Source organism: Pseudomonas sp. B8(2017), assembly GCF_002113575.1.
GTDB classification, from domain to species: Bacteria; Pseudomonadota; Gammaproteobacteria; order Pseudomonadales; family Pseudomonadaceae; genus Aquipseudomonas; species Aquipseudomonas putida_Z.
Genome location: NZ_NEIO01000011.1, coordinates 54346 through 78362, shown reverse-complemented (window position 1 = coordinate 78362; position 24017 = coordinate 54346). Strand labels below are relative to the sequence as shown.

General features: G+C 64.5%; 20 protein-coding genes. 7 read left to right on the top strand and 13 right to left on the bottom strand.

What is annotated here, in order from left to right; translation table 11 throughout:
- Positions 1-17: 17 nt before the first annotated feature.
- The 6 genes from CAG22_RS16880 to CAG22_RS16855 form a co-directional block, all read right to left on the bottom strand.
- Positions 18-2474 (bottom strand): EAL domain-containing protein, encoded by a 2457-nt coding sequence (locus CAG22_RS16880; protein ID WP_025338095.1) that lies wholly within the window; start codon positions 2472-2474, stop codon positions 18-20.
- Between the two features lie 238 nt (positions 2475-2712).
- A complete protein-coding gene (locus tag CAG22_RS16875) occupies positions 2713-4545 on the bottom strand; it encodes an ABC transporter ATP-binding protein (RefSeq protein WP_075044054.1) in 1833 nt (610 codons plus the stop codon).
- Positions 4538-5170 carry a DsbA family protein gene (locus tag CAG22_RS16870; protein ID WP_085589984.1) on the bottom strand — a complete coding sequence of 211 codons (633 nt, stop codon included), beginning with the start codon at positions 5168-5170 and terminating at the stop codon, positions 4538-4540. The genes CAG22_RS16875 and CAG22_RS16870 overlap by 8 nt, the downstream gene beginning before the upstream one ends.
- A 3-nt stretch (positions 5171-5173) precedes the next feature.
- The gene (locus tag CAG22_RS16865; RefSeq protein ID WP_025338092.1) at positions 5174-6106 is read right to left on the bottom strand and encodes a rhodanese-related sulfurtransferase; all 933 of its coding nucleotides are present in this window, start codon (positions 6104-6106) and stop codon (positions 5174-5176) included.
- A 219-nt stretch (positions 6107-6325) separates the two neighbouring features.
- The gene (locus CAG22_RS16860) at positions 6326-6622 is read right to left on the bottom strand and encodes a BolA family transcriptional regulator (RefSeq protein WP_085705829.1); all 297 of its coding nucleotides are present in this window, start codon (positions 6620-6622) and stop codon (positions 6326-6328) included.
- 10 nt (positions 6623-6632) lie between these two features.
- On the bottom strand, positions 6633-7157 hold the full coding sequence (locus tag CAG22_RS16855; RefSeq protein WP_025338091.1) for a DUF2059 domain-containing protein: 525 nt from the start codon (positions 7155-7157) through the stop codon (positions 6633-6635).
- A gap of 155 nt (positions 7158-7312) precedes the next feature.
- On the opposite strand from CAG22_RS16855, the gene CAG22_RS16850 reads away from it, so the two are divergent.
- A complete protein-coding gene (locus tag CAG22_RS16850) occupies positions 7313-8707 on the top strand; it encodes a class II fumarate hydratase (protein ID WP_025338090.1) in 1395 nt (464 codons plus the stop codon).
- 123 nt (positions 8708-8830) lie between these two features.
- Here the strand turns inward: CAG22_RS16850 and CAG22_RS16845 are convergent, their stop codons facing one another.
- Positions 8831-9793 (bottom strand): DMT family transporter, encoded by a 963-nt coding sequence (locus CAG22_RS16845; RefSeq protein WP_085692406.1) that lies wholly within the window; start codon positions 9791-9793, stop codon positions 8831-8833.
- 252 nt (positions 9794-10045) lie between these two features.
- Complete coding sequence (gene pap / locus CAG22_RS16840) at positions 10046-11539, bottom strand: polyphosphate:AMP phosphotransferase (protein ID WP_085692405.1); 1494 nt, start codon at positions 11537-11539, stop codon at positions 10046-10048.
- A 153-nt stretch (positions 11540-11692) separates the two neighbouring features.
- Here pap and mnmC point away from each other — a divergent pair, with 153 nt between their 5' ends.
- The 5 genes from mnmC to CAG22_RS16815 all read left to right on the top strand — a co-directional run bounded on the left by mnmC (position 11693) and on the right by CAG22_RS16815 (position 19150).
- Complete coding sequence (gene mnmC / locus CAG22_RS16835) at positions 11693-13657, top strand: bifunctional tRNA (5-methylaminomethyl-2-thiouridine)(34)-methyltransferase MnmD/FAD-dependent 5-carboxymethylaminomethyl-2-thiouridine(34) oxidoreductase MnmC (protein WP_085705828.1); 1965 nt, start codon at positions 11693-11695, stop codon at positions 13655-13657.
- A gap of 231 nt (positions 13658-13888) precedes the next feature.
- Complete coding sequence (locus CAG22_RS16830; protein WP_085589976.1) at positions 13889-15676, top strand: N-acetylglutaminylglutamine amidotransferase; 1788 nt, start codon at positions 13889-13891, stop codon at positions 15674-15676.
- Positions 15677-15679: 3 nt separating this feature from the next.
- On the top strand, positions 15680-17425 hold the full coding sequence (gene ngg / locus CAG22_RS16825; protein ID WP_085705827.1) for an N-acetylglutaminylglutamine synthetase: 1746 nt from the start codon (positions 15680-15682) through the stop codon (positions 17423-17425).
- Between the two features lie 129 nt (positions 17426-17554).
- Complete coding sequence (locus tag CAG22_RS16820) at positions 17555-18739, top strand: osmoprotectant NAGGN system M42 family peptidase (protein ID WP_085705826.1); 1185 nt, start codon at positions 17555-17557, stop codon at positions 18737-18739.
- Positions 18740-18922: 183 nt separating this feature from the next.
- Entirely contained in the window at positions 18923-19150 is a 228-nt protein-coding gene (locus CAG22_RS16815; RefSeq protein ID WP_003252629.1) for a YheU family protein, read from the top strand.
- 114 nt (positions 19151-19264) lie between these two features.
- Here the strand turns inward: CAG22_RS16815 and csrA are convergent, their stop codons facing one another.
- Both csrA and CAG22_RS16805 read right to left on the bottom strand, forming a co-directional pair.
- Positions 19265-19453, bottom strand: a complete 189-nt coding sequence (gene csrA / locus CAG22_RS16810) for a carbon storage regulator CsrA (RefSeq protein WP_085589970.1) — start codon at positions 19451-19453, stop codon at positions 19265-19267.
- A 120-nt stretch (positions 19454-19573) separates the two neighbouring features.
- The gene (locus CAG22_RS16805; RefSeq protein ID WP_085692402.1) at positions 19574-20383 is read right to left on the bottom strand and encodes an SDR family oxidoreductase; all 810 of its coding nucleotides are present in this window, start codon (positions 20381-20383) and stop codon (positions 19574-19576) included.
- A 254-nt stretch (positions 20384-20637) separates the two neighbouring features.
- On the opposite strand from CAG22_RS16805, the gene CAG22_RS16800 reads away from it, so the two are divergent.
- Positions 20638-20790, top strand: coding sequence for a DUF3309 family protein (locus CAG22_RS16800; protein ID WP_013971433.1), 153 nt, complete (start codon positions 20638-20640; stop codon positions 20788-20790).
- A gap of 54 nt (positions 20791-20844) precedes the next feature.
- Here CAG22_RS16800 and CAG22_RS16795 read toward each other — a convergent pair whose 3' ends face one another.
- From CAG22_RS16795 to CAG22_RS16785, 3 genes are all read right to left on the bottom strand, one after another.
- The gene (locus CAG22_RS16795; protein ID WP_013971432.1) at positions 20845-22509 is read right to left on the bottom strand and encodes a cation acetate symporter; all 1665 of its coding nucleotides are present in this window, start codon (positions 22507-22509) and stop codon (positions 20845-20847) included.
- Positions 22506-22817, bottom strand: coding sequence for a DUF485 domain-containing protein (locus CAG22_RS16790; RefSeq protein ID WP_003260090.1), 312 nt, complete (start codon positions 22815-22817; stop codon positions 22506-22508). Before CAG22_RS16790 ends, CAG22_RS16795 begins: the two co-directional genes overlap by 4 nt.
- Before the next feature lie 242 nt (positions 22818-23059).
- Positions 23060-23920: a glycine betaine ABC transporter substrate-binding protein gene (locus CAG22_RS16785; protein WP_025338075.1), complete on the bottom strand. Its 861-nt coding sequence runs from the start codon at positions 23918-23920 to the stop codon at positions 23060-23062.
- Positions 23921-24017: the final 97 nt, after the last annotated feature.

Sequence of the window (24017 nt, the reverse complement as noted above, 5' to 3'; positions counted from 1 at the left end):
ATCCTTGTGATTTCTAGCTAGCGAAACGTGCCAGGTGCCCGCTGCAACAGAGGCCGGGCGGCGATCCGTTGGCGCTGCAGACTGTCACAGGTGAACACCTGGGGGCGTTCGATGAGGTAGCCCTGGGCGTAATCCACGCCAATTTCCTGCAAGGCCTGCTCGATCAAGGGTGTTTCGACGAATTCGGCAATGGTGCGCTTGCCCATTACGTGACCGATGTGGTTGATGACCTCGACCATGGCCCGGTTGACCGGGTCGTCGAGCATGTCCTTGACGAAACTACCGTCGATCTTCAGGTAATCCACGGGCAAATGCTTGAGATAGGCGAACGACGACATGCCAGCGCAGAAATCATCGAGCGAGAAGCGACAACCCAGCCCCTTCAACTCGTTGATGAAGCGGATGGCGCTGCCAAGGTTGGCTATGGCGCTGGTTTCGGTGATTTCGAAACAGATCATCCGCGGCGGTATGGCGTATTCGACGAACAGGCGTTGCAGGTATTCGAGGAACTTGTCATCGCCAATGCTCGACCCCGACAGGTTGATCGCACAGATCGACAGCGGCCCCTCGCGCCCTTCGTCCAGGCACTGGCGGATGACCAGGAACACATTGCGCACCACCCAGCGGTCCAGCGCGGTCATCAGGCCGTAGCGCTCGGCCGCCGGGATGAAGCTGCTGGGCAGGATGGTACGGCCGCTTTCGTCGTGCAGGCGTAGCAGGATCTCGATATGGCCGGGGCCTTCGAAGGTTTTCAGCGGGGCGATTTCCTGGGCGTACAGGCAGAAGCGGTTTTCTTCCAGGGCCACGTGCAAGCGCTGGATCCAGGCCATTTCGCCAAAGCGCATGGACAGCTCGCTGTCGTCGGCATGGTACACCTGCACACGGTTGCGGCCCTTTTCCTTGGCCATGTAGCAGGCCATGTCGGCGGCACGCAGCGAGGTTTCGAGGGTGCCGGGGGACTGGGCCATGTGCACCAGGCCGACACTGACGGTGGTGACGAACGGCCGCCCTTTCCACACGAAATGCAGGCTCTGCACCAGCTGGCGCAGCTGCTCGGCAATGCGCTCGGCCTGGTCGGGCGGGCAGTTTTCCAGCAGCACGCCGAATTCGTCACCACCCAGCCGGGCCAGGGTGTCGCCCTCGCGCAGGCCGGACTGCAGCACGGCACAGATGTGCCGCAGCAGCTCGTCGCCAGCGGCATGCCCGCAGGTATCGTTGACCAGCTTGAACTGGTCGAGGTCGAGGAACATCAGCGAATGCCGCCCGGCCTGGCGCGCCAGGTCATTGAGCGCCTGCTCCAGGCGGTATTCGAACTCGCGACGGTTGGCCAGCCCGGTCAGGGCATCGTGGGTCGCCTGCCAGGACAGGTTGGCGATGTACTGGCGCTCCTGGGTCATGTCGTGCAGCACCAGCACGATGCCGCTGACCTGGCCGTCATTGACGATCGGCGAACCGACCAGGTTGACCGACACGGTGCTACCGTCCAGGCGCTGGATCAGCCGGGCATGTTCGGCGCCACCCTTGAGGCTGCCGCTGAGCACCTGTTCGACCAGGCTGCGGCCCTCTTCCTCGGCCTGCTCGTCCACCAGGCTGAACAGCGCCGACAGCGGCAGGCCTTGGGCATGGCCGGCCTGCCAGTGGGTCAGTTGCTCGGCGGCGGGGTTCATGTAGCCGATACTGCCCTCCACGTCAGCGGTAATCACCGCATCACCAATGGCCTGCAGGGTGATCTGCGCCCGCTCCTTTTCTTCCTGCAGGGCACTGGCAAAGGCCTGACGCTGGGCCAACAGCTTGCTGGAGCGGCGCCAGGCAATGGCAATCAGGAACATCGCGGTCAGCAGGTTGGTGATCAGCAGCACCCGCAGCAGCATGCGCGAGCCCTCACCCAAGGCATCGCTGAACGCCTTGGCGGCCGGGGTAACCCCTTCGTTGATGGTGACGATGCGCGCCTTCCAGTCACTGACCGTGCGGGCGTCGACCGGGCCAGCGGCGAAGCTGCTGCGCATTTCCATGGCCAGCATATCCAGCTTGCCCAGGTAGTCGTCGCCGATGTCCCAATAGTCGATGGCCGTCTGCATGTAACTGACGTTGCGGAAGTTGCGGTAGAACCAGATGATCCGCTCGACATCGTCGGGGTGGTTGCCGCCTTGCAGCACGGCCTGGCGCGCGGCGTCCAGGTCGGGGCTGGGCTGGTCCAGCACTTCGCGCAGCTGGTGGTCGCCCTGGGGCACGGTAATGGCCTGGCGATAGCGATGGTAGGTGCTGTCGTCGCGGGTTTCGGCGTACAGGTTGAGGTAGTAGATGGCGTCTTTCTGCGCCTTGGACCACAGGCTTTCGCCCGCGACATAGGCACGCACGGCCGAGAGCGTATAAAGGCTGAGGCTGCCCAAGGCTACCTGGAAGACCACAACGGCGATGAAGGGCCAGGTGATGCCGAGCAACTTTGGCGCTTCTAGAGTGCGATGTCCCTTCATGGAGTCCCTGTCACAGAGCAGATAAGGCGCAAATCAACCCAGACAAGCACAGCGTAGGCCATTTGCCATCCTCGCGGTTGGGTTTTTTATGACAGGGAACCTGGAGATTTTCGCACGGCCTTCCCGGCCCTATCGCCGGCAAGCCAGCTCCCACAGGTAACCCCACAATGCTCAGGCCTGTGGTAATCCTGTGGGAGCTGGCTTGCCGGCGATAGGGCCCGCACAGGCTGCCAAAAATTCAGCTCTGCTGCAGGTGCCCATACAACTTGGCATACAACCCACCCTCGGCAATCAGCTGCTGATGGTCGCCATCCTCGGCCACATGCCCGCCGTCGAACACCAGCACCCGGTCGGCCTGTTTCACCGCCGACAGGCGGTGGGCAATGATCAGTGTGGTGCGGCCGCTGAGGAAGCGCGCCAGGGCCTGGTGCAGGTTGTATTCGGTGGCGGCATCCAGGGCCGAGGTGGCTTCGTCGAGGATCACCACCTTGGGTTCGGCCAGCACCATGCGGGCAATGGCCAGGCGCTGGCGCTGGCCACCGGACAAGCGCACGCCGGAGCGCCCCACCACACTGTCCAGGCCCTGCGGCAGGGCGGCGATGGTGGCATCCAGCTGGGCAATGCGCAGCGCCTGCCAGCAGGCCTCGTCGCTGCAGTCACGGCCCATGGTCAGGTTGGCGCGCACGGTGTCGTTGAACAACGACGGGTGCTGCAATACCACCGCGACGTTTTCACGCAGGGTTTCCAGGCCGATTTCCTGCAGGCTGGCACCGCCAAAGCGGATAGTGCCGGCCTGGGCGCTGTAGAGGCCCAGCAACAGCTGCACCAAGGTGCTCTTGCCACCACCGCTGGCGCCGACGATCGCCACCTTCTCGCCCGGGGCGATGGACAGGTCGAGGTGCTCGAGCACCGGCTCGTCGGCATAGGCAAAGCGCAGGTCGCGCACTTCGATGCCTACCGTCTCGCGGCCGGCGAACGGGTCGCTGGCAGCCGGGTACTGCGGCTCGTCGTCGCGTGCCAGCAGTTCGTTGAGGCGGCTCAGCGCACCACCGGCGGCGTAGTAGGCGTATTGCAGGTTGAGCAGCTGCTCCACCGGGCCGATCATGAACCACAGGTAGCTGAACACCGCCAGCATCTGGCCGATCGACAGGTCGGAGAACAGCACGGTGAGCATGGCCGCAGCGCGGAAGATATCGATGCCGAACTGGAACAGCAGGCCACTGGCGCGGCCGCTGGCATCGCTCTTCCACTGCGAATCCACGGCGTAGTCACGCACTTCGCGGGCGCGCAGGCCAAGGCGACCGAGGAAGTAGCCCTGGCGGTTGCCGGCGCGGATCTCCTGAATGGCGTCGAGGGTTTCCGCCAGCGCCTGGGTAAACCGTGCGGTGCTGTCGTTCTCGAGCTTTTTCAGGTGCTTGACGCGCTTGCCCAGCTGCACGGTGAAGTAGATCACCAGCGGGTTGAACAGCAAGATCAGCAAGGCCAGCTGCCAGTGCATCCAGATCAGGATGGCCGCCGTGCCGGTCAGGGTCAGCATGGCCACCAGGAAGCGGCTAAGGGTTTCGCCGACGAACTTGTCGAGGGTGTCCAGGTCGGTGACCAGGTGGGTGGTCACCGTGCCGCTGCCCAGGCTTTCGTATTCCTTCAGCGAGATGCGCTTGAGCCGCTCGATCAGCCGAATGCGCAGGCGGTAGACGATGTCCTTGGCCAGGCCGGCGAACAGCTTGGCCTGGATCACGTTGAACGCCAGGGCGGCCAGGCGCAGGCACAGGGTCAGCAGCAACATCAGGCCGATGTAGCCCGCGGCCACCTGCCAGCTGGACGGCAGCAGGTGGTTCATCCACTTCAGCGCGGCATCGCCATGGCCCAGCAGCACTTCGTCCACCAGCAGCGGCAGCAGCAGCGGGATAGGCACGCTGCAGCAGGCCGCCAATACGGCGATGAGGTTGGCGGACCAGAGGTTTTTCTTGTGATGCAGGGCCAGGCGGCGGATTTCCGCCCAGCTCAATCGATCGGCCACAGTGTGAGGTTTGCCCGGTACCGGGTCGGGTGACCCAGGCACATCAAGCACAGGCGGCCTGCTGCAGCCAGCGGCCGAGCAAGGGTTGCAGGCGATCCAGCGGCTGGTAGCCGTTGGTCAGCAGGGCCAGTTGGCCATTGCGTTCGGCAAGCAAGGTCGGGAAACCGGCGATGCCCAGGTCCTGGGCCCAGCTGAAATCGGCTGCAGTGGCGGCGCGGGTATCGGCACGGGCGAAGGCCTCGGCGAACACGGCACGGTCGAAGCCTGCCTGTTCGGCCAGATCGACCAGATGCGGTGCAACGGTAACGTCCACGCCTTGCTCGTAGAACGAACTCTGGATCAGCGCCAGCAGCGGCCAGACGCGCTCGGCGTCCAGTTCGCGGGCGGTGACCAGGGCACGGCAGGCCGGCTCGGTGTCGTAGACGAAGCCGTCGGGCATGGCCCCCTCGAAGCGGAACGGCTGGCCGGTGGCATCGGCCACCGCCTGCCAGTGTTCGAGGATGTACTTGCGGGTAGAGCTGTCCAGGGCACTGCCGCCGGTACGCAGCCCGCCCGGCACCAGGCGGGTGGGCACGCCTGCGTCACGCGCCTGGGCGATCAGGGCCGCGGCCACGGGTGCGAAACCCCAGCACCAGGAGCACATCGGGTCCATCACATAGATCAGGCGTGCAGACATGCATCAAGCCTCGGCTTTGTAGTTGTAACCGATCGGGTGCGGCAGGTTGCGGGCCTTGGCCAGCTCGATCTGCTTCTGCCGGTCGATGGCGCTACGCCGGGTCTTCTCGCTCAGGGTGTCCCAGCAATGCGGGCAGCTGACCCCTGGCGAATAGTGTTCGGACGCGCGCTCCTCTGCATTGATCGGGTGGCGGCAGGCGTGGCACTGGTCGTACTCGCCTTCGCTCAGGTCATGGCGCACCGTGACGCGGTTGTCGAAGACGAAGCAGTCGCCGTCCCACAGGCTTTCTTCCTGAGGCACTTCCTCGAAGTATTTCAGGATGCCGCCCTTAAGATGATAGACCGCCTCGAAGCCTTCACCGAGCATGTAGCTGGAGGCTTTTTCGCAACGGATACCGCCGGTGCAGAACATGGCAACCTTCTTGTGCTTGCTGGGGTCGAAGTTGGCCTTGATGTAGTCGGGGAACTCGCGGAAGGTTTCGGTCTTCGGGTCGATGGCGCCCTTGAAGGTACCGATGGCCACTTCGTAGTCGTTGCGGGTGTCGATCAGCAGCACTTCCGGGTCGCTGATCAGCGCGTTCCAGTCCTTGGGCTCGACGTAGGTGCCGACCGCCTGGTTCGGGTCAACGCCCGGCACGCCGAGGGTGACGATCTCTTTCTTGAGCTTGACCTTGGTGCGGTAGAACGGCTGTTCGTCGCAGTACGATTCCTTGTGGTCGACATCAACCAGGCGCGGGTCATTGCGCAGCCAGGCCAGCAAGCCGTCGATGCCTTCGCGGGTGGCCGACACGGTACCGTTGATGCCCTCGTGGGCCAGCAGCAGGGTGCCCTTGACGTTGTTGTCGAGCATGGTCTTGAGCAGCGGCTCGCGCAGCTCGACGTAGTCTTCCAGGGTGACGAACTTGTACAGCGCCGCGACGACGATGGGTTGGGACATGAAGCAGGATCTCCAGTGGTTGCCCTCGTAAGGGGCGGACCGGGTTACACAAGAAACAGGGGGCCGCTGCGCGCCCCATCGCCGGCAAGCCAGCTCCCACAGGTATTGCGCCACACTCAAGAAGGGCGCTTTACCTGTGGGAGCCGGCTTGCCGGCGATGGGCTGCACAGCAGCCCCCTTTTGGGATGTTGCGGATTCTACCAGAACAACAGCAAGGTTTCAGTGCCCGCCGCCCGCGCACACCGGCGAGGCCGGTGCAATGCCGACCTTGGCCCACTCTTCGGCAGTGTAGGTGTGGATGGCCAGGGCATGGATCTCGCCCATCAGCTCACCCATGGTGGCGTACACCTTCTGGTGGCGCTTGACGCTGTTCAACCCGGCAAACTGCTCGCTGACGATCACTGCCTTGTAGTGGGTCTCCTGACCACGACTGTGCATGTGGCTTTCATTGAGCACTTGCAGGTGTTGCGGCGCCAGGGCGGCCAGCTGCTGTTCGATACGCTGTTGCATGGTCATCGCGGCGTACTCACTTCTTCGCCGGGGCGGCGGCCTTGCCAGCGTTCGGGTCCAGTTCCTTGGTCATGTCGTCCAGCAGCTTGTTCACCACCGGTACCGCTGGTTCCAGGCTCTGCTGGGTCAGCTGGGCCGACTGCTGGGTGACCTTGGGCATTTCGCGCAGCACTTTCTTGCCCAGCGGCGATTCGTAGAACTTGACCAGGTCCTTGAGCTCCTGCTCGGTGAAGGTCTGAGTGTACAGGTCGACCATCTTCGGCTTCAGCTTGTTCCAGCCGATGGCGTTGTCCAGCGCGGCGTTGGCCTTGGCCTGGTAGCTTTCCAGCACCGCCTGCTTGGTGGTCGGGGCCTTGGTCTGGGCGAAACGCTGGGCGAACATCTGCTGGACCTGCATGTACACCGGGGTGCCCAGCTTGTCGGCGTTGGCCAGGGTCAGGAATTTCTCGGCAGCAGCGTTGTGGCTGGCGGTGGCAGCGAGTACCTGGCCGCTGGCGCAAGCCAGGGCAACGGCGGCACAAAGGACACGGAGACGGGTCATTGCATTTCCTTCAGAAGAGAGGGAGGCGGGTACCTCAGAGTAGAGCATTCTGCGCCGTGGTGGCGATGTGCTCAAGTGGCACGACGAGCGACGGAACCGCTCGGTCGAATCAGGGCCTAAACTGCGATTTCGAACTACACAGGAGTGAGTACAGAATGAGCCGTATCGAGACAGACAGCCTGGGCCCGGTCGAAGTTCCTGAGGACGCCTACTGGGGTGCGCAGACCCAGCGTTCGCTGATCAACTTCGCCATTGGCAAGGAACGCATGCCCATCGCGGTGCTGCACGCCCTGGCGCTGATCAAGAAGGCCGCGGCCCGCGTCAACGACCGTAACGGCGACTTGCCAGCCGACATCGCCCGGCTGATCGAGCAGGCCGCCGACGAAGTGCTGGGCGGCCAGCATGACGACCAGTTCCCACTGGTGGTCTGGCAGACCGGCAGCGGCACCCAGAGCAACATGAACGTCAACGAAGTGATCGCCGGGCGGGCCAACGAACTGGCCGGCAAGGGCCGTGGCGGCAAGGCACCCGTGCACCCCAACGACCACGTCAACCGCTCGCAGAGTTCCAACGACTGCTTCCCCACCGCCATGCACATCGCTGCGGCGCACGCGGTGCACGACAAGCTGCTGCCGGCCATCGCAGAGCTGTCCTCGGGGCTGGCCGAGCTGTCGGCACGCCACCACAAGCTGGTGAAGACCGGCCGCACGCACATGATGGACGCCACGCCGATCACCTTCGGCCAGGAAGTGTCGGCCTTCGTCGCCCAGCTCGACTATGCCCAGCGCGCCATCCGCGCCACCCTGCCGGCGGTGTGCGAACTGGCCCAGGGCGGCACTGCCGTGGGTACCGGGCTCAACGCCCCGCATGGTTTTGCCGAAGCCATCGCCGCCGAGCTGGCAGCGCTGTCCGGCCTGCCGTTCGTCACTGCGCCGAACAAGTTCGCTGCCCTCGCCGGCCACGAGCCGCTGACCAGCCTGGCCGGCGCCCTGAAGACCCTGGCCGTGGCCCTGATGAAAATCGCCAACGACCTGCGCCTGCTGGGTTCCGGCCCGCGCGCCGGGCTGGCCGAGGTACGCCTGCCGGCCAACGAGCCGGGCAGCTCGATCATGCCAGGCAAGGTCAACCCGACCCAGTGCGAAGCGCTGTCGATGCTGGCCTGCCAGGTGCTGGGCAACGACGCGGCGATCGGCTTTGCCGCCAGCCAGGGGCATTTGCAGCTGAACGTGTTCAAGCCGGTGATCATCCACAACCTGCTGCAGTCGATCGAATTGCTGGCTGACGGCTGTCGCAACTTCCAGCAGCACTGCGTGGCGGGCATCGAGCCGGATGCCGAGCAGATGGCGGCGCACCTGGAACGGGGGTTGATGCTGGTGACGGCACTGAACCCGCATATTGGCTATGACAAGGCGGCGGAAATTGCCAAGAAGGCCTATGGCGAAGGCAAGACCTTGCGCGAGGCGGCACTGGAGTTGAAGTACCTGACCAATGAGCAGTTCGACCAGTGGGTGAGGCCGGAGAACATGCTGGCTCCGGGGGGCAAGGGCTAAGTTCTTCATTGCCTGTACTGGCCCTATCGCCGGCAAGCCAGCTCCCACAGGTTCCCCATAATGCTCAGGCCTGTGGTAATCCTGTGGGAGCTGGCTTGCCGGCGATAGGGCCAGTACAGGCGATCAATTAACCTGGGCCAACCGCGCCCTGCGGGCTCGCCACCCGGCCACCAGCGAAGGCCCCAGCGCCACCAGCGCCGAACCCAGCACCACCGTCACTGCCCCCACATAGCCCAGGGCATTGATGTCCTCGGCGTGCACATACTCAGGCCACACCAACGCCGCCAGCGCCACCGCGACAAAGGTCACCAGCGGGGTCAGCGCCAGCGTGGCACTCACCCGCGACGCCTCCCAGTGCGCCAGCGCCTCGGCGAACGCGCCATAGGCCACCAGGGTATTCAGGCAACAGGCCAGCAACAGCCAGCCTTGCACCGGGGTCAGCTGCAACGCCTCCAACGGGTGAACCCAGGGCGTCAGCAGCGCGGCGCAGCTGAGGTAGATCACCATCATTACCTGCTGCGAATGCCACACAGTCAGCAGCTGCTTCTGGCTAAGCGCATAGAACACCCAGATGCTGGTGGCCAGCAGGATGGTCAGCACGCCGGTGGTATAGGTGCCGAGCGAGGTCAGCAACTCTTCCAGGCGTTGGTTGAAAAACAGCCCGAACCCCGCCAGCAGGATCAGCAGACCCACGCCCTGCCCCAGGCTGAAACGCTCGCGGAACACGAACACGCTGGCCACCAGCAACAGCACCGGGCCGATCTGCACGACCAGTTGCGCGGTGCCCGGGCTGAGCAGGTTGAGGCCGATCAGGTACAGCACATAGTTGCCCATCAGGCCAAGCACGGCCACTACCACAAGGCCTTTGCGCTTGGGAGCCAGTTTGCGCAAGGAGGGCAACCTGCGCTTGGCGGCCAGCCAGGCAAACAGCAGGCCACCGGAAACCAGCAGGCGGTACCAGGTGACGGTGACCGGGTCGACCACTTGCAGCACCTGCTTGAGCTTGATCGGCAGGATGCCCCAGAGCAATGCGGTCAGAAGTGCCAGGAACAGGCCATAGCCCCAGCGGCCGGTAATGGTGTGCATAAAATCCTCGATCAAGCCCGTGGTGGGGGTAGTTGAATTCTACGGGCTTGGAGGGCGGGAACGGTGGCGGATGCCGGGAAAAGAATTCATCAGGTCATTCTTCTGCGGCATGGCTTGGCAGGTGTGCGGCCTGTTCTGGCCCTTTCGCGGGCACGCCCGCTCCCACAGGAATACCACAGGGCTGAATTTTGTGGGATCCCTGTGGGAGCGGGCATGCCCGCGAAAGGGCCAGAACAGGCAACCAACAAGAGGCTATTTCTTGTCCTTGGCAAACGCCGCCTCAAGCGCCTGGTTGATGGTGCGCAACACCTTCACCCGCGCCCAGCGCTTGTCGTTGGCCTCCACCAGCGTCCACGGCGCGATCTCGGTGCTGGTGCGGTCGACCATGTCACCCACTGCCTGGACATAGTCGTCCCACTTGTCGCGGTTGCGCCAGTCGTCCTCGGTGATCTTGTAGCGCTTGAACGGGATCTGCTCGCGCTCTTCGAAGCGCTCCAGCTGGGTCTGCTGGTCGATCGCCAGCCAGAACTTGACCACAACCGTGCCGGCATTCACCAGCTGTTCCTCGAAATCGTTGATCTCGCTGTAGGCACGCATCCAGTCGGCCGGGCTGCAGAAGCCTTCCACCCGCTCCACCAGCACCCGGCCATACCAGGAACGGTCGAAGATGGTGAACTTGCCACGCGCCGGAATGTGCCGCCAGAACCGCCACAGGTAAGGCTGCGCGCGTTCTTCTTCAGTGGGCGCGGCAATCGGCACGATGCGGTACTGGCGCGGGTCCAGCGCGGCGGCCACGCGGCGGATGGCACCGCCCTTGCCGGCAGCGTCGTTGCCTTCGAACACCGCCACCAGGGCATGCCGGCGCATGTGCTTGTCGCGCAGCAGGCCGGCCAGGCGGGCCTGCTCGGTGACCAGTTGTTCCTGGTAGTCGGACTTGTCCAGGCGCAGGGTCATGTCCAGCGCGTCAAGCAGGCTGCGCTGGTCGATACTGCGGCCCAGCGGAGCAACGTTGCCCCGGTGCTTGCCTTTGGGGTTGTTGTCCAGTGCCGCCTGCAGGCTTTCCAGCAGGATGCGCCCTACCGCCAGGCTGCGGTAGTTCGGGTCGACGCCCTCGATGACATGCCATGGCGCGTAGTCGCGGCTGGTGCGGCGCAGCACGCGCTCACCAAAGCGCACGAAACGGTCGTAGGTCTCCGACTGCTGCCAGTCCAGCGGGCTGATCTTCCAGCTGTGCAGCGGGTCGTCCTTGAGCGATTTCAGCCGCGCCTTCATCTGTTTCTTGGACAGGTGGAACCAGAACTTGATGATCAGCGCACCTTCGTCGCACAGCATCTCCTCCAGCCGCTCGGCGCCGGTGATGGCTTGGTCGAGCACGGCGTCCTTGAACACCCCGTGCACCCGCCCCTGCAGCATCTGGCTGTACCAGTTGCCGAAAAACACGCCCATCCGCCCCTTCGGTGGCAGGGCCCGCCAGTAGCGCCAGGCCGGCGGGCGGGCCAGCTCTTCGTCGGTCTGCTGGTCGAAGGTGAGCACATCGATCATGCGCGGGTCCATCCACTCGTTGAGCAGTTTGACCGTCTCGCCCTTGCCGGCGCCTTCGATACCGTTGATCAGCACGATTACCGGGAAGCGTGCCTGCTGCTTGAGTTCGTACTGGGCTTCGAGCAGGGCCTCGCGCAAAGCGGGTACCTCGGCGTCGTAAGCCTCCTTGTCGATGCTGTGGCCGATTTCGGCGGATTCGAACATGCACTGGCTCCTTCAATGGATAAGCAAGACTAGCGGATTTGAAGGCTTGTGCAGTACCTGTGGGAGCGGGCGTGCCCGCGAAGAGGCCGGCACAGCCTGCGCAAACCTCCCGGATGGCATAAAATCCGCCCATCCGCTGCAACCGAGCCAACCATGTCCACCCTCCTCCAGCACGCCCAGATCGACTGGGACGACCAGGGCCGCCCCCATTCGCGGCAATACGACGACGTCTATTTCGCAGTCAACGAAGGCATCGAAGAAACCAAGCACGTGTTTCTTGGGCAAACCCGCCTGGCCGAGCGCTTTGCCAACCTCGCCCCGCACACCTGCCTGGTGATCGGCGAAACCGGTTTCGGCACCGGCATGAACTTCTACTGCGCCTGGCAACTGTTCGAGCAACACGCCCACGCCGAGGCCCGCCTGCATTTCGTCAGCGTCGAAAAATACCCCCTCGGTCGCGACGACCTGGCCCGCGCCATACGCCTGTGGCCGGAACTGGCGGCCTACAGCCAGCCCCTGCTGGAGCAGTACGTGGCAGTGCACCCTGGCTTCCAGCAGTTCACCTTCGACAACGGCCGGGTCACCCTCACCCTGTTGATAGGCGACGTACTGGAACAGCTGCCGCAACTCGATGCGCAGATCGATGTGTGGTTCCTCGACGGCTTCGCCCCGGCCAAGAACCCCGACATGTGGACCCCGGAGCTGTTCGCGCAGCTGGCACGGCTGTCACACCCGGGCACGGTGCTAGGCACCTTCACCACCACCGGCTGGGTACGCCGCAGCCTGGTCGACGCCGGCTTCGCCATGAAGAAGGTGCCGGGCATCGGCAAGAAATGGGAAGTAATGAGCGGCGCCTATGTCGGCCCTGTGCCCAGCCCCGGCGCGCCATGGTACGCGCGCCCGGCTGCCATAGCGGGGCCGCGTGAAGCGCTGGTGATAGGCGCCGGGCTCGCCGGTAGCACAACCGCCGCCAGCCTGGCCCGGCGTGGCTGGCAGGTTACCGTGCTGGAACGCCACGACACCCCGGCACAGGAAGCTTCGGGTAACCCGCAAGGGGTGCTGTACCTCAAGCTGTCCGCCCATGGCACGGCGCTGTCGCAGATGATCCTGGCCGGTTTCGGTTACACCCGGCGCCAGCTGCAGCGCCTGCAACGTGGCCGCGACTGGGATGCCTGCGGCGTGCTGCAACTGGCCTTCGACAGCAAGGAAGCCGAACGCCAAGGCAAACTGGCTGGCGCCTTCGAACCTGGCCTGTTGCGCTCGCTGGAGCGTGCAGAGGCCGAAGCCATCGCCGGGGTGGCGTTGCCGGCTGGTGGGCTGTTCTATCCCGAAGGTGGCTGGGTGCACCCGCCGGCGCTGTGCCAGCAGCAGTTGCAGCACCCGGGTATTCGCCTGCTGACGCACCAGGAGGTGCTTGAACTGCGCAAGGTCGACGGGCAGTGGCAAGCCTGGGCTGGCGAACGTTTGCTGGCCAGCGCGCCGGTGGTGGTCCTGGCCGGTGCCGCCGACGTACTGCGCTTCGAGCCATGCGCGCACCTTCCGCTCAAGCGCATCCGCGGGCAGATCACCCGCCTGCCGGCCACCGCCAGCAGCCGCGCGCTGCGCACCGTGGTGTGTGCGGAAGGCTATGTAGCGCCGCCGCGTGGGGATGAACACACCTTGGGCGCGAGTTTCGACTTCCACAGCACAGACCTGGCGCCGACGGTGGCCGAGCACCAGGGCAACCTGACGTTGCTGGACGAGATTTCGGTCGACCTGGCCCAGCGCCTGGGTACCGCCGAGCTGGACCCTGGGCAATTGCAGGGGCGAGCGGCGTTCCGTTGCACCAGCCCGGACTACCTGCCGATCGTCGGGCCGGTGGCGGATGCGCAGGCGTTCGCCCAGGCCTATGCAGTGCTGGGCCGGGATGCGCGGCAGGTGCCGGATGTGGCCTGCCCCTGGCTGAATGGGTTGTATGTGAACAGCGGGCATGGCTCGCGCGGGTTGATCACGGCGCCGTTGAGCGGCGAACTGGTGGCGGCGTGGGTATGCGGGGAACCGCTGCCGTTGCCACGGGCGGTGGCGGAGGCGTGCCACCCGAATCGGTTTGCCTTGCGCAGGTTGATTCGCGGGAAGTGATCGGGCCGGGGGCTGCTACGCAGCCCAATCGCCGGCAAGCCAGCTCCCACAGGGACCGCGCAAGTCCCCAGGCCTGTGGTGAACCGGTGGGAGCGGGCGAGCCCGCGAAAGACTGCACAGCAGCCCCATATAACAGATCGATCTAAAACTCTCACAAACCACATGGGTCAGTTCCTTAAGGTGCCCTAATCCGGGGCACCCCCTCCCCAACGGAAAAACCGGTAAGGACCTATGTGCGGATTAGCAGGAGAGTTGCGTTTCACCCCCATCGACCAAGCCTCTCGCCCAGCCGACCTGGCTGCGGTAGAGCGCATAACCCACCACTTGGCGCCCCGCGGCCCGGATGCCTGGGGCTTCCATAGCCAAGGCCCGATCGCCCTCGGCCACCGGCGCCTGAAAATCATGGACCTGTCCGACGGCTCTGCCCAGCCGATGGTCGACAACACCCTGGGCCTGTCGCTGGCCTTCAACGGCGCCATCTACAACTTCCCCGAACTGCGCCAGGAACTGCAGGCCCTGGGCTACAGCTTCTGGTCCGACGGCGACACCGAGGTGCTGCTCAAGGGCTACCACGCCTGGGGCGCGGCCCTGCTGCCCAAGCTCAATGGCATGTTCGCCCTGGCCATCTGGGAGCGCGACAACCAGCGCCTGTTCCTCGCCCGCGACCGCCTGGGCGTCAAACCCTTGTACCTGTCGCGCAACGGCGAGCGCCTGCGCTTCGCCTCGACCCTGCCGGCGCTGCTCAAGGGTGGTGACATCGACCCGATGCTCGACCCGGTGGCACTCAACCACTACCTGAATTTCCACGCCGTGGTGCCGGCGCCACGTACCCTGCTGGCCAACGTGCAAAAGCTGGAACCCGGTACCTGGATGCGCATCGACCGCCATGGCGAAGTGGAACGCCAGACCTGGTGGCAGCTGCACTACGGCGCCAACCCCGATGAACGTGAGCTGGATCTGGAAGGCTGGACCACCCGCGTGCTCGACGCCACCCGCGACGCCGTGGCCATTCGCCAACGGGCAGCGGTGGACGTGGGTGTGCTGCTGTCTGGCGGGGTCGACTCCAGCCTGCTGGTCGGCCTACTGCGCGAAGTGGGCGTGGACGACCTGTCGACCTTCTCCATCGGTTTCGAGGATGCCGGCGGCGAACGCGGCGACGAGTTCCAGTATTCCGACCTGATCGCCAAGCACTACGGCACCCGCCACCACCAGCTACGCATCGCCGAGCACGAGATCATCGAGCAATTGCCGGCCGCCTTCCGCGCCATGAGCGAGCCGATGGTCAGCCACGACTGCATCGCCTTTTACCTGCTGTCGCGGGAAGTGGCCCGGCACTGCAAGGGCGTGCAAAGCGGCCAGGGGGCCGACGAGCTGTTCGCCGGCTACCACTGGTACCCGCAGGTGGACGGCGCCGAAGATGCCTTTACCGCCTACCGCGAGGCCTTCTTCGATCGCAGCCACGCCGAGTACCGCGACACCGTGCAGGCACCCTGGCTTCTGGAAACCGACGCGGCCGGCGACTTCGTCCGTGAACACTTCGCCCGCCCCGGTGCCCCCGATGCGGTAGACAAGGCGCTGCGCCTGGACAGCACGGTGATGCTGGTCGACGACCCGGTCAAACGGGTCGACAACATGACCATGGCCTGGGGCCTGGAGGCGCGCACGCCGTTCCTCGACTACCGCCTGGTGGAGCTGTCGGCGCGCATTCCGGCACGCTTCAAGCTGCCCGACGGCGGCAAGCAGGTGCTCAAGCAGGCGGCGCGGCGGGTGATCCCGCACGAGGTGATCGACCGCAAGAAGGGCTACTTCCCGGTGCCGGGCCTGAAGCACCTGGAAGGCGCCACCCTCGGCTGGGTACGTGAATTGCTGACCGACCCCAGCCAGGATCGTGGGCTGTTCAACCCGGCCATGCTCGACCGCCTGTTGAGCAACCCGCACGGCCAGCTGACGCCGCTACGTGGCTCCAAGCTGTGGCAACTGGCGGCGCTGAACCTGTGGCTGAGCGAACAAGGAATCTGACCGATGAAAGCCCATGAAATCGCTTACGGTCAGCGCCTGCTGCGCGGCCAGGCGCCGTCCTACGAGCGCCTGCAGGCGCGCCTGGCCGGCGATGGCAGCCAGCCACACGACCAGCCGCGCGCCGTGCATTGCGGCTGGGGCCGGCTGCTGATCGGACACACCTACCCCAACCCGGCCGACCTGGCCGCCGACCTGCTGGAAGAACGCCCCGGCGAGCGCGACATCGCCCTGTACGTGGCCGCGCCGCAGCAGCTGCTGGCCCAGGCCCCGCAGCAACTGTTCCTCGACCCGTCCGACACCCTGCGCCTGTGGTTCACCGACTACCGCCCGGCGCAGCGGGTGTTCCGCGGCTTCCGCGTGCGCCGGGCGCAGAACCCGGGCGACTGGCAGGCGATCAACACCCTGTACCAGGCGCGCGGCATGTTGCCGGTCGACGCCGAGCTGCTCACCCCTCTGCACCTGGGCGGCCCGGTGTACTGGCTGGCCGAGGACGAAGACAGCGGCGCGGTGATCGGCAGCGTCATGGGCCTGAACCACGCCAAGGCGTTCGACGACCCCGAGCACGGCAGCAGCCTGTGGTGCCTGGCGGTAGACCCGCACTGCACCCGCCCCGGCGTAGGTGAAGTGCTGGTGCGCCACCTGATCGAGCACTTCATGAGCCGTGGGCTGGCCTACCTGGACCTGTCGGTGCTGCACGACAACCGCCAGGCCAAGCGCCTGTATCAGAAGCTGGGTTTTCGCAACCTGCCGACCTTCGCGGTCAAGCGCAAAAACGGCATCAACGAGCAGCTGTTTCTGGGGCCGGGGCCTCAAGCCGACCTCAACCCGTACGCACGCATCATCGTCGACGAGGCACTGCGCCGGGGCATCGAGGTACAAGTGGACGATGCTGCCGGCGGCCTGTTCACCCTCAGCCTGGGTGGGCGCCGCATTCGCTGCCGTGAGTCGCTCAGCGACCTGACCAGCGCCGTGACCATGACCCTGTGCCAGGACAAGCGCCTGACCCAGCATGCCCTGCACAATGCCGGGCTGCAGGTGCCGGCGCAGCAACTGGCCGGCAACGCCGACGACAACCTGGCGTTTCTCGACGAGCATGGCGCGGTGGTGGTCAAGCCGGTCGATGGCGAGCAAGGCCAGGGCGTGGCGGTGAACCTCACCTGCATCGACGACATCACCCACGCCGTGGCGCAGGCCCGCCAGTTCGACAGCCGCGTGTTGCTGGAAAGCTTCCACGCCGGGCATGACCTGCGCATCGTGGTGATCGGCTACGAAGTGGTCGCCGCAGCCATCCGTCACCCGGCGCATGTGCTGGGCGATGGCAAGCACAGCATCCGCCAGCTGATCGATGCCCAGAGCCGCCGGCGCCAGGCCGCAACCGGTGGCGAAAGCCGCATTCCGCTGGACGACGAAACCGAGCGCACCCTGCGCGCGGCGGGCTTTGGCTACGACGACGTGTTGCCCGCCGGCCAGCGCCTGGCCGTGCGACGCACCGCCAACCTGCACACCGGCGGCACCCTGGAAGACGTGACCGAACGCCTGCACCCGGTGCTGGCCGACGCCGCCGTGCGCGCTGCACGGGCGCTGGAGATCCCGGTGGTGGGGCTGGACTTCATGGTGCGTGATGCCGGGCAACCGGAGTACGTGATCATCGAGGCCAACGAGCGTGCCGGGTTGGCCAACCATGAACCGCAACCGACCGCCGAGCGTTTTATCGACCTGCTGTTTCCGCATAGCCGGCCTTTGGCGTAACTGCTGATGGCCCTATCGCCGGCAAGCCAGCTCCCACAGGTACCCCACAGGCGCTGAACTCTGTGGGTTTCCTGTGGGAGCGGGTTTACCCGCGAAGAGGCCGGCACAGGAGTAAAGGAGCCCCCAACCATGTCCGACCGACATCCCGAACCCGATCTCGACTACCTCAAGCGCGTGCTGCTGGAGATGCTCGCCATCCCCAGCCCCACCGGTTTCACCGACACCATCGTGCGCTACGTGGCCGAGCGCCTGGACGAACTGGGCATCCCCTTCGAACTGACCCGCCGCGGCACCATCCGCGCCACCCTCAAGGGCCGCCAGACCTCACCTGACCGCGCCGTGTCCGCTCACCTGGACACCATCGGCGCCAGCGTGCGCCAGTTGCAGGACAACGGCCGCCTGGCCCTGGCGCCGGTCGGTTGCTGGTCCAGCCGCTTCGCCGAAGGCAGCCGGGTCAGCGTGTTCACCGATACCGGCGTATACCGGGGCAGCGTGCTGCCGCTGATGGCCAGCGGGCATGCCTTCAACACCGCCATCGACCAGATGCCGATCAGCTGGGAGCACGTTGAGGTACGCCTGGACGCCTACTGCGCCACCCGCGCCGACTGCGAGGCGCTGGGTATAAGCATCGGTGATTTCGTTGCCTTCGACCCGCTGCCCGAATTCACCGAAAGCGGCCACATCAGCGCCCGCCACCTGGACGACAAGGCCGGTGTGGCAGCACTACTGGCGGCACTGAAAGCCGTTGTGGAAAGCGGCCGCCAGCCGTTGATCGACTGCCACCCGCTGTTCACCATCACCGAAGAGACCGGCTCGGGAGCGGCTGGCGCCCTGCCCTGGGATGTCAGCGAGTTCGTTGGCATCGACATTGCCCCGGTGGCGCCCGGGCAGGCCTCCAGCGAGCATGCGGTGAGCGTGGCCATGCAGGACTCGTCGGGGCCTTACGACTACCACCTGTCCCGGCACCTGCTGAAGCTGGCCGGCGACCACGACCTGCCGGTGCGGCGCGATCTGTTCCGCTATTACTTCAGCGATGCCCATTCGGCAGTGACGGCGGGGCACGATATTCGTACCGCGCTGGTGGCCTTTGGTTGCGATGCCACCCATGGCTACGAGCGAACACACATCGACAGCCTGGCGGCGTTGAGCCGCTTGTTGTCGGCGTACCTGCTGAGCCCGCCGGTGTTTGCCAGTGATTCGCAGCCGGCCAATGCGTCGTTGGAGCGCTTCAGCCATCAGCTGGAACATGATGCGCAGATGGAGAGCGATACGCGGGTGCCGGCGGTGGATAGCCTTGTCGGGAACAAGGCTTGAGGCCCTGGGGGCTGCGTTGCAGCCCAATCGCCGGCAAGCCAGCTCCCACAGGGACTGCATAAAGCTTGGGCCTGTGGTGATTCTGTGGGAGCCGGCTTGCCGGCGATTGGGCCGCAACGCGGCCCCAAAATCCCGAATGTTTCGCGTAGCATGCCCCCACCAACACCCTAGGCAACGCCCACCATGCTGATCCCCTACGACCAACTGCAAGCCGAAACCCTGACCCGCCTGATCGAGGACTTCGTCACCCGTGACGGTACCGACAACGGCGACGACACCCCGCTGGAAACCCGCGTGCTGCGGGTGCGCCAGGCATTGGCCAAGGGCCAGGCGTTCATCCTGTTCGACCTGGAAAGCCAGCAGTGCCAGTTGCTGGCCAAGCATGATGTGCCCCGCGAGCTGCTCGACTAGCAGGTATGGCCTCTTCGCGGGCTCGCCCGCTCCCACAGGAATTTCACAAGTCTTGAGAGCGGTGCAGTACCTGTGGGAGCGGGCGAGCCCGCGAAGAGGCCGGCACAGGCAACATCAGATTCCACGGGCTTTATCTTTCTGCCCTTCCTTGATGCGCTTGTACACCTCGGCCCGATGCACCGGCACCTGCCGTGGTGCATCCACGCCAAAGCGCACCACCCCGTCCCGCGTTTCCACGACCATGATCCGAATGTCATCACCAATCACGATGATCTCTCCCACTTCGCGCCCTATTACCAGCATGCTCCGATCCTCCAGCGAAAGGGAAAACCGGAGCCTGCCTTGACGGCATAGGGCTACTCAATAGTTCTGCCGTGTTTCAGAAGCGCCCTACATTTCCAGGTAATTTTCCTTACAGACGAATCATCGCGACTGAGCCTTGGCCCGCATTTTCACCGCCATCTCAGCCATCTCGTCGTACAGCCGCTCAGGGGCCTGGCGCTTCAGTTGCCAGGCCTGGCGCCCGGCCTCATGGGGCAGGATCAGGAACTCGCCAGCGGCAACCTGCCGGTGGATGTACTCGGCGATGTCCGCCGCATTGATCGGCGAGCCTTCCAGCAGCTTGCCAACCTGGGCTTTCATCGCCGGGTTCGGCCCGCGGAACGAGTCCAGCAGGTTGGTCTGGAAGAACGACGGGCACACCACGTGCACCGCCACCTCCAGTTGGCGTAGCTCGACCAGCAGGCTTTCCGACAGGGCCAGCACGCCGGCCTTGGCCACGTTGTAGTTGCTCATGCCCGGGCCCTGCATCAGCGCGGCCATCGAGGCGATGTTGATGATCCGCCCCTTGCTGCGCTCCAGCAGCGGCAGGAAGGCCTTGCAGCCCTTGACCACGCCCATCAGGTTGACCGCGATCTGCCAGTCCCAGTCCTCCAGCGACAGTTCGGCGAAGAACCCGCCCGAAGCAACGCCGGCATTGTTGACGATCACGTCGATGCCACCGAACTGTTCGGTGCAAGCCTGGGCCAGGGCGGTGAGCTGGCTGTAGTCGCGCACATCGCAACGCTGGACAAAGCCTTCGCCGCCAGCTGCGCGGGCCAGCTCCAGGGTTTCGCGCAGGCCGGCTTCGTTGACATCGGCCAGCGCCAGGCGCCAGCCCTCACGCGCCCAGCGCAGGGCGATCTCGCGACCGAGGCCGGATCCGGCGCCGGTGATCATGATGCGGTTTTGCATGGTGGCTGGCCTTGTTCGGCTGACTGGTGAAAGGAGTCTAAACAAGGGGCCGGGTAGCAGCAGGGTTTATCAGGGTAGTGAATGGAGGGGCATGACTGTGTGGATAGCCTGCACTGGCCCCTTCGCGGGCTTGCCCGCGAAGGGGCCGGTACAGGCAGCACACAAATGGAATCTTTAACACTTACCACCAGTCCTTACTTACAAGAGGCCAGCAGTCCGAGGCCCTTGACCCTCAACCACGCAAGGACTCCGTCATGACCACGATTCTCATCATCATCCTGATCCTTCTGCTGATTGGTGGCTTACCGGTCTTCCCGCACTCGCGCAGCTGGGGCTATGGCCCGTCCGGCATCATCGGCGTGGTGCTGGTAGTTCTGCTGGTTTTGTTGCTACTAGGCATGATCTAGCGACGAAACACAAAAAAACCGCGCCGAAGCGCGGTTTTTTCATTGCCGGAAGGATCAGTGCGAAACAGCACCCGAAGCGCCCAGGCCAGTCTGCGAACGCACGAACTGCGGGAAGAACAGCGCACGTTCGTCTTCGGCAGCCTTGGACTTGTCGGTGACCGAGAAGAACCAGATACCGACGAAGGCGATCAGCATCGAGAACAGCGCCGGGTACTCGTACGGGTAGATCGGCTTCTCGTGGCCGAGGATCTGCACCCAGATGGTCGGGCCGAGAATCATCAGCGTCACCGCACTCACCAGGCCCAGCCAGCCGCCGATCATGGCGCCGCGGGTGGTCAGCTTCTTCCAGTACATCGAGAGCAGCAGTACCGGGAAGTTGCAGCTGGCCGCGATGGAGAACGCCAGGCCGACCATGAAGGCGATGTTCTGCTTCTCGAACAGGATGCCCAGGCCGATCGCCAGTACGCCCAGGGCGACGGTGGTGATCTTCGACACGCGGATCTCGTCCTTGTCGTTGGCCTTGCCCTTGCGCCATACACTGGCGTACAGGTCGTGGGACACCGCCGAGGCACCGGCCAGGGTCAGGCCGGCAACCACTGCCAGGATGGTGGCGAAGGCAACAGCCGAGATGAAGCCGAGGAACACGCTGCCACCCACGGCATTGGCCAGGTGCACCGCTGCCATGTTGTTGCCACCCAGCAGGGCGCCAGCGGCGTCCTTGAAGTCCGGGTTGGTGCTGACCAGCAGGATGGCGCCAAAGCCGATGATGAAGGTGAGGATGTAGAAGTAGCCGATGAAGCCGGTGGCGTACAGCACGCTCTTGCGCGCTTCCTTGGCGTCACTGACGGTGAAGAAGCGCATCAGGATGTGCGGCAGGCCGGCGGTACCGAACATCAGCGCCAAGCCCAGCGAGAACGCCGAGATCGGGTCCTTGACCAGGCCGCCCGGGCTCATGATCGCCTCGCCCTTGGCGTGCACCTTGATTGCCTCGGAGAACAGGGTGTTGAAGTCGAAGCCCACGTGCTTCATTACCATCAGCGCCATGAAGCTGGCACCGGACAGCAGCAGCACGGCCTTGATGATCTGTACCCAGGTGGTGGCCAGCATGCCGCCGAACAGAACGTACAGGCACATCAGGATACCCACCAGAATCACCGCCACGTGGTAGTCCAGGCCGAACAGCAGCTCGATCAGCTTGCCGGCACCGACCATCTGCGCGATCAGGTAGAACGCCACCACCACCAGCGAACCGGAGGCCGACAGGGTGCGGATCTCCTTCTGCCCGAGGCGGTACGAGGCCACGTCAGCGAAGGTGTACTTGCCCAGGTTGCGCAGGCGTTCGGCGATCAGGAAGAGGATGATCGGCCAGCCGACCAGGAAGCCGATCGAGTAGATCAGGCCGTCGTAGCCAGAGGTGAACACGAGTGCGGAAATACCCAGGAACGAGGCGGCCGACATGTAGTCACCGGCAATCGCCAGGCCGTTCTGGAAGCCGGTGATCTTGCCACCGGCGGCATAGTAGTCCGACGCCGACTTGTTGCGCTTGGAGGCCCAGTAGGTGATGCCGAGGGTGAAGGCGACGAAGGCCACGAACATGGCGATCGCGGAGACGTTCAGCGGTTGCTTCTGCACCTCGCCGGTCAGGGCATCGGCGGCCCACACGGCGGGTGCGAAGGCTCCGCAGGCCAGTACGGCCAGGGCTTTGGCGTGGCGAATCATTGTTGCGCCTCCTTCAGGATGGCCTTGTTCAACTCATCGAATTCGCCGTTGGCGCGGCGTACGTAGATGGCGGTCAGGACGAATGCCGAGACGATCAGGCCGACGCCCAGGGGAATACCCCAGGTAATCGACGACTCAGGGCTGAGCTTGGTGCCCAGGATCTGAGGACCGTAGGCGATCAGGAGGATGAAGGCGCAGTACAGGCCGAGCATGATCGCCGAGAGAATCCAGGCGAACCGTTCGCGTTTGGTGACCAGCTCCTTGAAGCGGGGGCTGTTTTGTATCGAGAGGTAAATGCTGTCGTTCATTGTTTTTGTCCTAGCAGCACAGATAGGGGTGGAACCCACGACCCTTACTTTATGCGGCTATCGGACGCCAACCAGACGACCTTAGTCTTAGATGCAACGGTGTTTTACCGATTGCGTAACAAAGTGATGGCCTATTCGCGGGCACGCCCGCTCCCACAGGAACTGCACCAGCTTAAAGGGCAGCGAAAATCCTGTGGGAGCGGGCGTGCCCGCGAAACAGCAAAACTGGCCCTGACAGGTTGTTATTTGCCAGTCCACTCCTTCACACGCTCAGGGTGCTTGGCCACCCAGTCCTTGGCCGCCGCTTCAGGCTTGGCGCCCTCTTGGATAGCCAGCATCACTTCGCCAATCTCGTCCTTCGACTGCCAGTTGAACTTCTTCAGGAACTCCGCCACTTCCGGGGCCTTGGTGGCCAGTTCCTTGCTGCCGATGCTGTTCACGGTTTCCGCGGCGCCATACACGCCTTTCGGGTCTTCGAGGAACTTCAGTTTCCACTTCGCGAACATCCAGTGCGGTACCCAGCCGGTCACCGCAATCGACTGCTGCTTGGCATAGGCACGGCCCAGTTCCGCAGTCATCGCCGCGCCAGAGCTGGCCTGCAGCTTGTAACCGGTCAGGTCGTAGTCCTTGATGGCCTGGTCGGTCTTGAGCATTACGCCGGAGCCGGCGTCGATGCCGACGATCTTCTGCTTGAAGGTGTCGTCGGTCTTGAGGTCGGCGATGCTCACCGCCTTGACGTACTCAGGGACGATCAGGCCGATCTTGGCGTCCTTGAAGTTCGGGCCGTAGTCGACCACGTTGTCCTTGTTCTTGGCCCAGTACTCGCCATGGGTCACCGGCAACCAGGCCGACAACATGGCATCGAGCTTGCCGGTTGCCACGCCCTGCCACATGATCCCGGTGGCCACGGCCTGCAACTTCACGTCGTAGCCGAGCTTCTGCTTGATCACTTCGGCGGCCACGTTGGTGGTCGCCACGCTGTCAGCCCAACCATCCACGTAACCAATGCTGACTTCTTTGGCCATTGCCTGTGCCGCACTCATGGCCAGTACCATGGCGGTGCCCACACCCAGGAAACGTCGCATTCTTGTAATAGCAGCCATCAAAGCATCCCCTCGTCAGGTCTCGGAATTTGCATCATCGTCCTGCAACAATAGTCGACCTGCTCCAGCTACGACCTATATCAGCCCCATATGCGAC

Coding starts and splice junctions, on each gene's coding strand:
- CAG22_RS16880 (WP_025338095.1), bottom strand. CDS start 2,474: ATGAAGGGACATCGCACTCTAGAAGCGCCAAAGTTGCTCGGCATCACC.
- CAG22_RS16870 (WP_085589984.1), bottom strand. CDS start 5,170: ATGTCTGCACGCCTGATCTATGTGATGGACCCGATGTGCTCCTGGTGC.
- CAG22_RS16865 (WP_025338092.1), bottom strand. CDS start 6,106: ATGTCCCAACCCATCGTCGTCGCGGCGCTGTACAAGTTCGTCACCCTG.
- CAG22_RS16860 (WP_085705829.1), bottom strand. CDS start 6,622: ATGACCATGCAACAGCGTATCGAACAGCAGCTGGCCGCCCTGGCGCCG.
- CAG22_RS16855 (WP_025338091.1), bottom strand. CDS start 7,157: ATGACCCGTCTCCGTGTCCTTTGTGCCGCCGTTGCCCTGGCTTGCGCC.
- CAG22_RS16850 (WP_025338090.1), top strand. CDS start 7,313: ATGAGCCGTATCGAGACAGACAGCCTGGGCCCGGTCGAAGTTCCTGAG.
- CAG22_RS16845 (WP_085692406.1), bottom strand. CDS start 9,793: ATGCACACCATTACCGGCCGCTGGGGCTATGGCCTGTTCCTGGCACTT.
- pap (WP_085692405.1), bottom strand. CDS start 11,539: ATGTTCGAATCCGCCGAAATCGGCCACAGCATCGACAAGGAGGCTTAC.
- mnmC (WP_085705828.1), top strand. CDS start 11,693: ATGTCCACCCTCCTCCAGCACGCCCAGATCGACTGGGACGACCAGGGC.
- CAG22_RS16830 (WP_085589976.1), top strand. CDS start 13,889: ATGTGCGGATTAGCAGGAGAGTTGCGTTTCACCCCCATCGACCAAGCC.
- ngg (WP_085705827.1), top strand. CDS start 15,680: ATGAAAGCCCATGAAATCGCTTACGGTCAGCGCCTGCTGCGCGGCCAG.
- CAG22_RS16820 (WP_085705826.1), top strand. CDS start 17,555: ATGTCCGACCGACATCCCGAACCCGATCTCGACTACCTCAAGCGCGTG.
- CAG22_RS16815 (WP_003252629.1), top strand. CDS start 18,923: ATGCTGATCCCCTACGACCAACTGCAAGCCGAAACCCTGACCCGCCTG.
- csrA (WP_085589970.1), bottom strand. CDS start 19,453: ATGCTGGTAATAGGGCGCGAAGTGGGAGAGATCATCGTGATTGGTGAT.
- CAG22_RS16805 (WP_085692402.1), bottom strand. CDS start 20,383: ATGCAAAACCGCATCATGATCACCGGCGCCGGATCCGGCCTCGGTCGC.
- CAG22_RS16800 (WP_013971433.1), top strand. CDS start 20,638: ATGACCACGATTCTCATCATCATCCTGATCCTTCTGCTGATTGGTGGC.
- CAG22_RS16795 (WP_013971432.1), bottom strand. CDS start 22,509: ATGATTCGCCACGCCAAAGCCCTGGCCGTACTGGCCTGCGGAGCCTTC.
- CAG22_RS16790 (WP_003260090.1), bottom strand. CDS start 22,817: ATGAACGACAGCATTTACCTCTCGATACAAAACAGCCCCCGCTTCAAG.
- CAG22_RS16785 (WP_025338075.1), bottom strand. CDS start 23,920: ATGGCTGCTATTACAAGAATGCGACGTTTCCTGGGTGTGGGCACCGCC.